Raw genomic sequence first — 11,108 nt, 5'->3', positions numbered from 1 at the left:
TAACTTAGTACCACGGATTGGTTTTCATGTACGGGGCTATCACCCACTACGGCCGGACTTTCCATTCCGTTCCATTAACCATTCCGCTATCACTAGCAGGCTGCTCCCCGTTCGCTCGCCACTACTTGGGGAATCTCGGTTGATTTATTTTCCTCCGGCTACTTAGATGTTTCAGTTCACCGGGTTCGCCTCCCTTACCTATGTATTCAGTAAGGGATACTCCTTGCGGAGTGGGTTTCCCCATTCGGATATCTACGGATCAAAGCTTCATTGCCAGCTCCCCGTAGCTTTTCGCAGGCTTGCACGTCCTTCATCGCCTGTGATCGCCAAGGCATCCACCACATGCACTTATTCGCTTGATCCTATAACCTTGTACTCTCGTTAGAGAGCGGCTACAGGCAACTCATATTTGTGCTGTCTTGTCTTTGCCAAATAAGCCCGGCTAAAGGACAAGAACAGATGCAATCACAACGTGTTGCCAACGCCTCATCAGCGCCGCAACACAACCTTCTTCCATTTTGTTAAAGAACGTAGCAATTGATTGCTCAAAAGCCAAAGATAAACATCCATGCTTATCTTTGGGTTTTGGTGGAGGATAACGGGATCGAACCGTTGACCCCCTGCTTGCAAAGCAGGTGCTCTCCCAGCTGAGCTAATCCCCCTTGATTTGACGTTGGTGGGTCTGGTTGGAATCGAACCAACGACCCCCGCCTTATCAAGACGGTGCTCTAACCGACTGAGCTACAGACCCTCGTCTGTTTGCTACTCATGAACAACCGATAGGTTGTGGGTGCCAGAGATGCTTCTCTAGAAAGGAGGTGATCCAGCCGCAGGTTCCCCTACGGCTACCTTGTTACGACTTCACCCCAGTCACGAACCCCGCCGTGGTAAGCGCCCTCCTTGCGGTTAGGCTACCTACTTCTGGCGGAACCCGCTCCCATGGTGTGACGGGCGGTGTGTACAAGACCCGGGAACGTATTCACCGTGACATGCTGATCCACGATTACTAGCGATTCCGACTTCACGCAGGCGAGTTGCAGCCTACGATCCGGACTACGATCGGCTTTCTGGGATTAGCTCCCCCTCGCGGGTTGGCAACCCTTTGTACCGACCATTGTATGACGTGTGAAGCCCTACCCATAAGGGCCATGAGGACTTGACGTCATCCCCACCTTCCTCCGGTTTGTCACCGGCAGTCTCGTTAAAGTGCCCAACTGAATGATGGCAATTAACGACAAGGGTTGCGCTCGTTGCGGGACTTAACCCAACATCTCACGACACGAGCTGACGACAGCCATGCAGCACCTGTGTTCCGGCTCTCTTTCGAGCACACCCAAATCTCTAAGGGCTTCCGGACATGTCAAGGGTAGGTAAGGTTTTTCGCGTTGCATCGAATTAATCCACATCATCCACCGCTTGTGCGGGTCCCCGTCAATTCCTTTGAGTTTTAACCTTGCGGCCGTACTCCCCAGGCGGTCAACTTCACGCGTTAGCTCCGGTACTAAATGGTTTTACCCACCCAACACCTAGTTGACATCGTTTAGGGCGTGGACTACCAGGGTATCTAATCCTGTTTGCTACCCACGCTTTCGTGCATGAGCGTCAGTATTGGCCCAGGGGGCTGCCTTCGCCATCGGTGTTCCTCCACATCTCTACGCATTTCACTGCTACACGTGGAATTCCACCCCCCTCTGCCATACTCTAGCCTGCCAGTCATAAACGCAGTTCCCAGGTTGAGCCCGGGGATTTCACGCCTATCTTAACAAACCGCCTGCGCACGCTTTACGCCCAGTAATTCCGATTAACGCTCGCACCCTACGTATTACCGCGGCTGCTGGCACGTAGTTAGCCGGTGCTTCTTATTCCGGTACCGTCATCCACACAGGGTATTAACCCATGCGTTTTCTTCCCGGCTGAAAGAGCTTTACAACCCGAAGGCCTTCTTCACTCACGCGGCATGGCTGGATCAGGGTTGCCCCCATTGTCCAAAATTCCCCACTGCTGCCTCCCGTAGGAGTCTGGACCGTGTCTCAGTTCCAGTGTGGCGGATCATCCTCTCAGACCCGCTACAGATCGTCGCCTTGGTGAGCCTTTACCTCACCAACTAGCTAATCTGATATCGGCCGCTCAATCAGCGCAAGGTCTTGCGATCCCCTGCTTTCCTGCTCACAGAATATGCGGTATTAGCGTAACTTTCGCTACGTTATCCCCCACTGAAAGGTACGTTCCGATACATTACTCACCCGTTCGCCACTCGCCACCAGGATTGCTCCCGTGCTGCCGTTCGACTTGCATGTGTAAGGCATGCCGCCAGCGTTCAATCTGAGCCAGGATCAAACTCTTCAGTTCAATCCAACAAAAAAACAACTCACAATTCACTGACGGTAGATTGTTACATCTACCTCGATGGATCTCTCCATCCGTGTGATTGCCTTTAATACTTTTTGCGACTTGCGTCGCTTCGCATCAAGGCACCCACACCTATCGGTTGTCCAAATTGTTAAAGAGCTTCTTACTTCACCGCGCCGTCGCTTTCGCTTCGTCTGCAGCGGAGAGGCAAGATTATGAAGAACTTCTCACCTCCCGTCAAGCTTTTCTGCAAAATTTCTTGCTTCGCCTGACTCCCCTACAACCGCCGGAAACGCCCGGCACCGCAGGAGAGGTGCGCATTCTACTGATTAAATCCACGCCGTCAACACAAAACTGAAACTTTCTCCAACCTCCATCAACCACACCACTGAAATCAGTCAATTACACCGTAGACAACTTCTAAAATATCAATCTCTCGAATACCCAACGGACTCTGAAATCGGATCGAGTCGCCTTCTCGTGACTTGATCAAGGCACGCGCCAGAGGAGAAATCCAGCTAATGCGCCCCTGCGAGACATCGGTTTCATCTACACCGACGATCGTATAAGTGTTCTCAACGCCTTCTGCATCGGCAATTGTTACCCGGGCACCAAAAAATATCTGGTCGTTATCGCCCTGGCGCAGCGGATCGACAATTTCTGCGCTTTCGATGCGCTTGGTCAGGAAGCGGATGCGGCGATCGATCTCCCGCAGGCGCCGCTTGCCATATATATAGTCGCCATTTTCGGAACGGTCGCCATTCGATGCAGCCCAGGCAACCACCTCCACAACATGAGGGCGCTCACGTTTAACTAGATGCTCAAGCTCATCTTTCAAGCGAGCATGACCAGCCGGCGTAATGTAGTTGCGCGTTCCGGGAGGAAGCTTCAATGAGGGCGAAAGATCCTCTTCATCGTCGCTATCACTCTCCCGCACGAACGCCTTGTTCATCAGTAACCGATACTATAGTGCTCGACATCAACACGGATCAGTTCGCGCCCGAGCAAGGCAGCCGTGTTCTTGGCAAATTGCTCTGCCCAGGTACGCTGGTCGCGAAAGCGAACCTCGCCGGCGTATTTGGCAACACTAAGAATGCGGTCGACTGCAAGAATCTTGCCGGTCGGGGTCGCCACATCGCACTCCAGAACGGTGAACTCATGGTCGAACCATTGGCGCGCCACGTCGGATGGTGCCCCGCCCGGAAATTTGAATTCGAATTCTTTTTCCTTGCCGAACGAGACAATTACATGATGTTGCATTTCTCTCTCCTCCACGAATCGGTTCAAGGTATTCTAGCAAAACAACCGAAGCAATCAGGAGCCGAAAATGTCCCTTCATCCGCTGACTGACACAGAGATCAGCGACATTCATGCACAGTTGCATGAACTTCAGGTGGAGCACCGCGACCTGGATCTGGTCATCACCCACCTGATAGAGAATCCGCCACCGGAAGATTTGCTGATTCGCCGCTTGAAGAAGCGAAAGCTGTTGCTGAAAGATCGGATTATTCAGCTAGAAGAAATGCTGGTACCTGACATTCCCGCTTAGTCGTCATTTAGGGGAACGCGAAAGAATATCCAGTAAACAGCACCAATAACCCCGGCTACTGCGAGTTCCCACAAAACTGGAACCATCCACACGAGTCCTGCCAGCAAAGCCAGCAGGAGCGTAAAAATGACAACTTTCACAATCAAAGAATAATCGAGCCGATGTACCAGGCAAGTGCGGCCATGGCGGCACTGCAGGGTATGGTCAGTATCCATGCCCAGACGATTCCGCCGGCCACACCCCAGCGGACAGCGCGAGCACCGCGGGTTGAACCGACGCCGGCAATCGCGCCGGTGATGGTGTGGGTAGTGGACACCGGAATGCCGAATGCCGTTGCGAGGAATAGCGTGATGGCGCCGCCGGTGTTGGCACAGAAGCCGCGAGCCTGATTGAGCTTGGTGATGCGATTGCCCATCGTCTTGACGATGCGCCAGCCGCCAAACATGGTGCCGAGGCCCATCGCGGTATAGCAGGAGAGCACGACCCAACCTGGGATGGGATCGCTGCTCGTCGAGATACCGGCCGCGATCAGCAGCATCCAGATGATACCGACCGTTTTTTGCGCATCGTTCCCGCCGTGGCCCAAACTGTAGGCAGCAGCAGAAATGAGTTGGAAGCGGCGGAAATGTTTATCGACCTTGCGTGGCGCCATGTTTCGACATATCCACGAAACAATGACCATCAAGGTACCGCCAATCATGAAACCGAGGAATGGTGCGACGAAAATGAAGGCCACGATTTTCAGGACACCGGACGATATCAGGCTGCCAACCCCAGCCTTGGCGATGGCTGCACCAACCAGCCCGCCGACCAGCGCGTGCGAAGAGGACGAGGGAATGCCGTAATACCAGGTGATGACGTTCCAGATAATGGCCCCGATCAGCGCACCGAAGACCACGTAATGATCGACAATCGACGGATCGATGGTGCCTTTGCCTATGGTTGAGGCAACTTTCAGCTGAAACAGGAAATAGGCAAGGAAATTGAACCCTGCTGCCCAGATCACCGCCTGATGTGGCTTGAGAACGCGGGTGGAAACGATGGTGGCAATCGAATTGGCCGCATCGTGAAAGCCGTTCATGAAGTCGAACAGCAGGGCGACAATCACCAGGGTGACAACGACCCCGAGGCTGATATTAAGGGTATCCATACCGAGCTATCCGCTCAGGAGTTTTCGAGAACGATGGCTTCTACCGTGCCCGCGACATCCTTGCAGCGATCGGTCACCGATTCGAGCAATTCGTAGATTTCCTTGAGCTTGACGACCTCGCGCACATCCGGCTCTTCGCGGAAGATCTTGGACATGGCGCTACGCAATGAACGGTCAGCTTCCGATTCCAACTCGTCGATTTCATGACAAAACTTGAGGATGGCCGGCGCATTGTCCATGCTGTGCATCAACTTGATCACCGACTGCACGCAGATACAGCAATTTTCGGTGACGATCGCCATGGCCTTGGCATCCGACGGAACGCGGGTGATGTCGTAGAGCGACATCGACTCCGCGACGTCCTGCATGACGTCGAGAATATCGTCCATGCCATTGATCAGCTGATGGATTTCATCGCGATCGAAAGGTGTGATGAACGCCGTGTGCAGTTGCGCCAGCGTATCGTGGGTGATGGCATCCGCCTCTCGCTCAAGCCTGTCGATTTCCTCGGCGAAGGCTGGCGCTTGCTCGGGATGATCAACCAGTGCGGCGATCATGTTGGACAACGCCTTTCCGCCCTGTGCAATCAACTCGGCGTGCGCGTTGAAAAGATCGAAATACTTGCCCTCCCTGGGCATCAGACGAGCGAACATGACAGTCCTGTTAAGTTTTTATTACAACGAGCGGATTCTATCACTCCGGCACCGGCCTCCAAATGCCCGGTTAGCGAAGAACAAAGTACTTCCCGCTAAAATAGCGCATGGACATCTCCCCCCTATCTGCCGACACATTTGGCGACCGTTTCACGCTTGAAGCGTTGCCTTTGGCCCGGGCGCCGGCCGGCTACGCAGTGCAGATGCTCGATACCGACAAGCTGCTCGATCGGCTCACCGGCGCTTTCCTGCCTGTCCGCTCCGAACAACTCGACGGGCTGTTCGCCAGCTTCGACGCCGCCTACGCCGCGGCGCAAGCCTGGGTGGAAAAACATTGCCAGCATCCCGACGACCACCGCCTGGCCATCGTGCCGGCCAGTTTTGATCACCTATTGAACCGCCACGTCCTTATATATGGCGTTCTCTGCGGTCAACCCTGATTTTTGCCGAATTCTGGAGCTACCAATGACCCCCATCCAAACACGCCAGCTTGGCCGCAGCGACTTCGTTGTTCCCGAAGTCTGCCTCGGCACCATGACATTCGGCGAACAAACCAGCGAGGCTGACGCCCATGCCCAGCTCGACTACGCGCTGGCTGCCGGCATCGGCTTTATCGATACTGCCGAGATGTACGCCGTACCGCCGCGCGCCGAAACCTGTGGCGCCTCGGAAAGCATCGTCGGGCGCTGGCTCAAGCACCAGCAACGCGACCAGATCCAGATCGCCACCAAGGTCGCCGGCCCGAGCCGCAACCTGGGCTGGATTCGCAACGGCCCGCCAGCACTCGACCGCGCCAACATCCGCGCCGCCCTCGACGGCTCGCTGCAGCGCCTGCAGACGGATTACGTCGATCTCTACCAACTGCACTGGCCGGAGCGCAACCAGCCGATGTTCGGCCAATGGCAGTTCGACCCCAAAAATGAGCGGGAAGGCACGCCAATCCGCGAGCAGCTCGAAGTGCTCGGCGAACTGGTCAAGGAAGGCAAGATCCGCCACGTCGGCGTCTCCAACGAGCACCCGTGGGGCATCATGGAATTCACCCGGCTGGCTGACGAACTCGGACTGCCGCGCATCGTTTCGACGCAGAACGCCTACAGCCTGCTCAACCGGACCTTCGAAACCGGCCTGGCCGAAGTCTGTTATCGCCAGCAGGTTGGACTGCTCGCCTACTCGGCGCTGGCTTTCGGCCACCTGACCGGCAAGTATCTGACCAACCCCAACGCCGGCGGCCGCATCACCCAATGGCCAGCCTTTGGCCAGCGTTACAGCAAGCCGAACGTCGCCCCTGCCGTTCAAGCCTACGTTGAACTCGCCCGCAAACACGGCCTGACGCCGACCCAACTGGCCCTCGGCTTCTCGCGTTCGCGCTGGTTCGTGGCCAGCACCATCATCGGCGCCTCGTCGCTGGCCCAGTTGAAGGAAACGCTGCCTGCCATGCAGACAACGCTGTCGCCAGAAATACTCGCCGAAATTGATGCCATCCACCTGCGCTACACCAACCCGGCGCCTTGATGGAATCGCTTTTCGTCCGCCTGGCCGAAGCCCTGGCTGTTTCCGAAATTGGCCAAAAAATCCGGTTGACCGTGGCAATCGCCGCCGACTGGCAGGCCGGCAAGCTGGATTGTCGCGACAGCACACCGGTCACGCTGGTTTGCGGCCGGCCGGCCAAGCCCGAACTGCTGCCCCATAAAGACGTGCCGAATCGCAACCCGGGCACGCCGGAAGGTCGCGCCCGATTGCTCCACGCCATCGTGCACATCGAGTTCTCGGCCATCAACCTCGCCCTCGACCACGCCGCCCGCTTCCGTGGCCTGCCGCAAGCTTATTACGCCGACTGGATCGGCGTTGCTGCCGAGGAAGCCGAGCATTTCGAACTGCTCCGCGCCCGCCTGCAATCCCTCGGCTACGACTACGGCGACTTCCCGGCCCACGCCGGCCTATGGGACATGGCCGAAAAAACCACCGACGACCCCCTCGTCCGCATGGCCCTCGTGCCGCGTCTTCTCGAAGCACGCGGCCTCGATGCGACGCCGCCGATCCAGATGAAACTCGAACAGGTCGGCGACCACGAAAGCGCCCGCGCCCTCGACATCATTTTGCGCGATGAAATCGGCCACGTCGGCCTCGGCGACCGCTGGTTTCGCCACCTGTGCGCCGAACGAAATCTCGAACCGGAAAGCACCTATCGCGACCTGCTAACCCGCTACCAGGCGCCATGGCCACAGGGAAAAATGAACGAAGCAGCGCGCCTCGCAGCTGGCTTCAGCGCCGGTGAACTGGCGGTCCTCGCAAAAAAAAGGTAGAATAATCAGTTCAATGCGTTGATGTTTCGCCCGCAGTCATTCCGAGCAGCCACCGGTCTCGTAGGTTCTTGTGCAGGATTCACCCCATTGATTCGTTCCCCGGCATGGCTGCGTCGGGGTCACCCAGGCCGCCCGACCATCGGGCCAATCCGTCGCCGGTTATAACAATGTGAATGGCGACGATGAAAGGAAACAGCATCTATGTCGTCTACTCCCGACAGCTTCGCCGATCTCGGCTTAAGCGAAACGCTCCTCAAAACACTCATCGAAATCGGCTACGAAACACCGTCGCCGATCCAGGCCCAATGTATCCCGGTCCTGCTCGAAGGTCATGACCTCATCGGCATGGCCCAGACCGGCACCGGCAAGACCGCCGCGTTTGCCCTGCCGCTCATGGAACAGATCGACGTCAAGCTGATGAAGCCGCAAGCGCTGATCCTGACGCCGACGCGCGAACTGGCCATCCAGGTTGCCGAAGCGCTGCAAACCTACGCCAAGAACCTGCCCGGTTTCCACGTCCTGCCGATCTACGGCGGCCAAAGCTACACCATCCAGCTCAAGCAGTTGTCGCGCGGCGCCCACGTCATCGTCGGCACCCCGGGTCGCGTCATGGACCACCTCGAGCGCAAGACGCTCAACCTCGACAACCTGAAGACCATGGTTCTCGACGAAGCCGACGAAATGCTGCGCATGGGCTTCATCGACGACGTCGAATGGATTCTCGAACGCACCCCGGCTCAGCACCAGACCGCGTTGTTCTCGGCCACCATGCCGGAACAGATTCGCCGCGTCGCGCAGAAATACCTAGTCGAACCGCGCGAAATCAAGATCAAGTCTGCCACTGCCACCGTTGCCGCCATCCGTCAGGTTTACTGGCAGGTTTCCGGCATGCACAAGCTGGACGCCCTGACCCGCATCCTTGAAGTTGAAGAAGACTTCGACGCCGCCATCATCTTCGTCCGCACCAAGACGGCCACCGTCGAACTGGCTGACAAACTCTCGGCCAGGGGTTACGCCGCCGCCGCCCTGAACGGCGACCTCAACCAGCAGATGCGCGAACGCGTCATCGAGCAGTTGAAGTCCGGTGCGCTGGACATCGTCATCGCCACCGACGTCGCCGCCCGCGGCATCGACGTGCCGCGCGTCAGCCACGTGGTTAACTACGACATTCCGTACGACACCGAAGCCTACGTGCACCGCATCGGCCGTACCGGCCGCGCCGGCCGCACCGGCAACGCCATCCTCTTCGTCGCACCGCGTGAAATCCGCATGCTGCGCACCATCGAACGTGCTACCCGCTCGCCGATCGCGCCGCTGACCCTGCCGAGCCGGGCCGACGTGACCAACAAGCGCGTCTCCGACTTCAAGCAAAAGGTCGTTGAAGTGCTCAACGCCGAAGGCCTCGATTTCTTCTCCAACATCGTCTCGCAGATTGCCGAAGAGCAAAATGTCGGTGCTGAGGAAGTCGCCGCTGCGCTGGCCATGATGGCCCAGGAAGGCAAGCCGCTGCAGATCGCTGGTGAAGACCCGCGTCCCGCCCCGGCCCCCTCCTTCGACAGTCGTGACAGCCGGCCGCGTCCGGGCAGCTTTGACCGCGACGAGCGCAAACCGCGCGCCGACCGTGGCGACAAGCCGAGCTTCGAAAGCCGTGGCGAACGTCCGCGTCGCGAAGAGCGCCCAACCCGTTCGGCCCCGCCGAGCGGCGACATGGTGCGTTATCGCATCGATGTGGGCAGGGATCATGGCGTTCAGGTCAAAGACATCGTCGGCGCCATCGCCAACGAAGCCGGCATTGAAAGCCGCTTCATCGGCCGCATCGCCTTGTACGACGAATCGAGCACGGTCGAACTGCCGGCCGGCATGCCGGGCGAAGCCTCCAACGCCCTGAAACGCACCCGCGTCCGCGGCGTGCCGATCAACCTGCGTCCCGATGAAGGCCGTCCGGATGGCGGCGCCAGCAGCGAACGCAAGTTCGACGGCGAGCGCAGCTTCAAGAAAAAGAGCTTCGACCGCTAATCGTTCTTAAGCGGCAAGACACCCAAGGCCACGGCAAGTCCGTGGCCTTTTTCTTGTCCGGAATTTCCTGAACCGGCGATCTGGCGTTGGCGAGGATTTCATTTTTGGCCGTTTTTTACGTTTCACGTAGTAAACCCGGTTGACCGTGGAATTAACCCAAAACGACTATTTGATAACCATTCCTATTTACAAGCGCCAAAACACCGCCTATGATGAGAACCGTTCTCAACAAAAGGCATCGACAATGCGAAGCCTGCTATTCAATACCCTGCTGGCCGGCCTGCTGTTCTGGCTGCTCATTGCCGGCATTTCAAACTGACTTTCCGGCAAGGAGCGACCATGCCAGGCAACGAACTGTGGGCCGGGGCCTTGAGCCTGCTGCTCATTCACCACGAAACCGGCTGTCAGCATTCGGCGCTCAACGCCGCCCGGCTGCTCGACCGCATCGGCGCACTCGACGAGATCGATGCCGACACCCGCAATCTGTGCGAGCGGGCCAGTAGCCGCCTGAGTTCCGGAAAGGAGCAGCTCCATGCTGGCACCGCTTAAGAACCGCGCCCTGCTCGAGCGTGACGACGGCGATCCGCAGGCCGACCTCTGCCCGCTGCCGAGCGACAAAACCGGCCGACTTGTCGCTGCACTGGAATCCGAAATTACTGCCCTGCGTTCTGCCCTGCGCCAGTCGCACCAGACCCAGCGCCGGAGCGCGACGATTTCGACGAAAAAGATCATTGCCCAGCTCAATGAAATCGACGGACTCAAAGCAGTCGTCGCTGCCCAGCGCCAGCGACTGGCCGATTTTGAATCGGGCCAGGTGATGATCGAACTGGGCCGCCAGCTGCAGCAACTGAGCGCCTCGAACAACGATTTGAGCAGCGCGGCGCAGCGGGTCTGGCATCTCGAAAAAACCATCCGCGCCGCCCATGCCGAATGCGAGCGCCTGGCCGGCGAACGCGATGCGCTGGTCCAGCACTTCCACTGCCCGCTGGCCAACAGCCTGCAGTTATAGGATTTACCAGCCTTGGCGAACGGGAATCAGCGATCCCACGGTCAACCGGAAATTTTCGCCAAAATTGAAATGTCACTTT

The 11,108-nt window shown here is 57.7% G+C and carries 12 protein-coding genes, 2 tRNA genes and 2 rRNA genes (1 of these 16 running past the window's edge); 8 read left to right on the top strand and 8 right to left on the bottom strand.

The genetic code is table 11. The features are described 5' to 3' along the window. From KI610_RS05690 to KI610_RS05665, 6 genes are all read right to left on the bottom strand, one after another. Positions 1-362, bottom strand: a 23S ribosomal RNA gene (locus KI610_RS05690); it reaches 2,520 nt to the left of the window's first position. A gap of 224 nt (positions 363-586) precedes the next feature. Beyond that, positions 587-662, bottom strand: a tRNA-Ala gene (locus KI610_RS05685). Between the two features lie 12 nt (positions 663-674). Continuing rightward, a tRNA-Ile gene (locus KI610_RS05680) sits at positions 675-751 on the bottom strand. A gap of 60 nt (positions 752-811) precedes the next feature. Further along, positions 812-2,349, bottom strand: a 16S ribosomal RNA gene (locus tag KI610_RS05675). The 16S and 23S rRNA genes sit together here with 2 tRNA genes alongside, the layout of an rRNA operon. A gap of 394 nt (positions 2,350-2,743) precedes the next feature. Next, positions 2,744-3,301, bottom strand: coding sequence for a transcription elongation factor GreB (gene greB / locus KI610_RS05670; protein ID WP_226497694.1), 558 nt, complete (start codon positions 3,299-3,301; stop codon positions 2,744-2,746). Beyond that, complete coding sequence (locus tag KI610_RS05665; RefSeq protein WP_226497693.1) at positions 3,301-3,609, bottom strand: hypothetical protein; 309 nt, start codon at positions 3,607-3,609, stop codon at positions 3,301-3,303. The genes greB and KI610_RS05665 overlap by 1 nt, the downstream gene beginning before the upstream one ends. Positions 3,610-3,676: 67 nt before the next feature. Here KI610_RS05665 and KI610_RS05660 point away from each other — a divergent pair, with 67 nt between their 5' ends. Further along, the gene (locus tag KI610_RS05660; RefSeq protein ID WP_226497692.1) at positions 3,677-3,898 is read left to right on the top strand and encodes a DUF465 domain-containing protein; all 222 of its coding nucleotides are present in this window, start codon (positions 3,677-3,679) and stop codon (positions 3,896-3,898) included. A 142-nt stretch (positions 3,899-4,040) separates the two neighbouring features. Here the strand turns inward: KI610_RS05660 and KI610_RS05655 are convergent, their stop codons facing one another. Next, entirely contained in the window at positions 4,041-5,048 is a 1,008-nt protein-coding gene (locus tag KI610_RS05655) for an inorganic phosphate transporter (RefSeq protein ID WP_226497691.1), read from the bottom strand. 14 nt (positions 5,049-5,062) lie between these two features. After that, positions 5,063-5,701, bottom strand: a complete 639-nt coding sequence (locus KI610_RS05650) for a DUF47 domain-containing protein (RefSeq protein ID WP_226497690.1) — start codon at positions 5,699-5,701, stop codon at positions 5,063-5,065. A gap of 107 nt (positions 5,702-5,808) precedes the next feature. On the opposite strand from KI610_RS05650, the gene KI610_RS05645 reads away from it, so the two are divergent. From KI610_RS05645 to KI610_RS05615, 7 genes are all read left to right on the top strand, one after another. Beyond that, positions 5,809-6,141 carry a hypothetical protein gene (locus tag KI610_RS05645; RefSeq protein WP_226497689.1) on the top strand — a complete coding sequence of 111 codons (333 nt, stop codon included), beginning with the start codon at positions 5,809-5,811 and terminating at the stop codon, positions 6,139-6,141. Positions 6,142-6,175: 34 nt separating this feature from the next. Next, positions 6,176-7,213, top strand: a complete 1,038-nt coding sequence (locus tag KI610_RS05640) for an aldo/keto reductase (RefSeq protein WP_404827498.1) — start codon at positions 6,176-6,178, stop codon at positions 7,211-7,213. Next, positions 7,213-8,004: a ferritin-like domain-containing protein gene (locus tag KI610_RS05635; protein ID WP_226497687.1), complete on the top strand. Its 792-nt coding sequence runs from the start codon at positions 7,213-7,215 to the stop codon at positions 8,002-8,004. The genes KI610_RS05640 and KI610_RS05635 overlap by 1 nt, the downstream gene beginning before the upstream one ends. A gap of 201 nt (positions 8,005-8,205) precedes the next feature. Next, entirely contained in the window at positions 8,206-10,020 is a 1,815-nt protein-coding gene (locus KI610_RS05630) for a DEAD/DEAH box helicase (RefSeq protein WP_226497686.1), read from the top strand. Between the two features lie 145 nt (positions 10,021-10,165). Next, on the top strand, positions 10,166-10,339 hold the full coding sequence (locus tag KI610_RS05625; RefSeq protein WP_226497685.1) for a hypothetical protein: 174 nt from the start codon (positions 10,166-10,168) through the stop codon (positions 10,337-10,339). Between the two features lie 20 nt (positions 10,340-10,359). Continuing rightward, positions 10,360-10,569, top strand: a complete 210-nt coding sequence (locus tag KI610_RS05620; protein WP_226497684.1) for a hypothetical protein — start codon at positions 10,360-10,362, stop codon at positions 10,567-10,569. Then, entirely contained in the window at positions 10,553-11,029 is a 477-nt protein-coding gene (locus KI610_RS05615; protein WP_226497683.1) for a hypothetical protein, read from the top strand. Before KI610_RS05620 ends, KI610_RS05615 begins: the two co-directional genes overlap by 17 nt. The last annotated feature ends 79 nt before the right edge of the window (positions 11,030-11,108 follow it).

The organism is Ferribacterium limneticum, from assembly GCF_020510565.1.
GTDB classification, from domain to species: Bacteria; Pseudomonadota; Gammaproteobacteria; order Burkholderiales; family Rhodocyclaceae; genus Azonexus; species Azonexus limneticus_B.
Note: the sequence above shows the minus strand (reverse complement) of the source record. Positions and strands in the feature narration are given on the sequence as shown.

Coding starts and splice junctions, on each gene's coding strand:
- KI610_RS05620 (WP_226497684.1), top strand. CDS start 10,360: ATGCCAGGCAACGAACTGTGGGCCGGGGCCTTGAGCCTGCTGCTCATT.
- KI610_RS05665 (WP_226497693.1), bottom strand. CDS start 3,609: ATGCAACATCATGTAATTGTCTCGTTCGGCAAGGAAAAAGAATTCGAA.
- KI610_RS05615 (WP_226497683.1), top strand. CDS start 10,553: ATGCTGGCACCGCTTAAGAACCGCGCCCTGCTCGAGCGTGACGACGGC.
- KI610_RS05655 (WP_226497691.1), bottom strand. CDS start 5,048: ATGGATACCCTTAATATCAGCCTCGGGGTCGTTGTCACCCTGGTGATT.
- KI610_RS05630 (WP_226497686.1), top strand. CDS start 8,206: ATGTCGTCTACTCCCGACAGCTTCGCCGATCTCGGCTTAAGCGAAACG.
- KI610_RS05635 (WP_226497687.1), top strand. CDS start 7,213: ATGGAATCGCTTTTCGTCCGCCTGGCCGAAGCCCTGGCTGTTTCCGAA.
- KI610_RS05645 (WP_226497689.1), top strand. CDS start 5,809: ATGGACATCTCCCCCCTATCTGCCGACACATTTGGCGACCGTTTCACG.
- KI610_RS05660 (WP_226497692.1), top strand. CDS start 3,677: ATGTCCCTTCATCCGCTGACTGACACAGAGATCAGCGACATTCATGCA.
- greB (WP_226497694.1), bottom strand. CDS start 3,301: ATGAACAAGGCGTTCGTGCGGGAGAGTGATAGCGACGATGAAGAGGAT.
- KI610_RS05650 (WP_226497690.1), bottom strand. CDS start 5,701: ATGTTCGCTCGTCTGATGCCCAGGGAGGGCAAGTATTTCGATCTTTTC.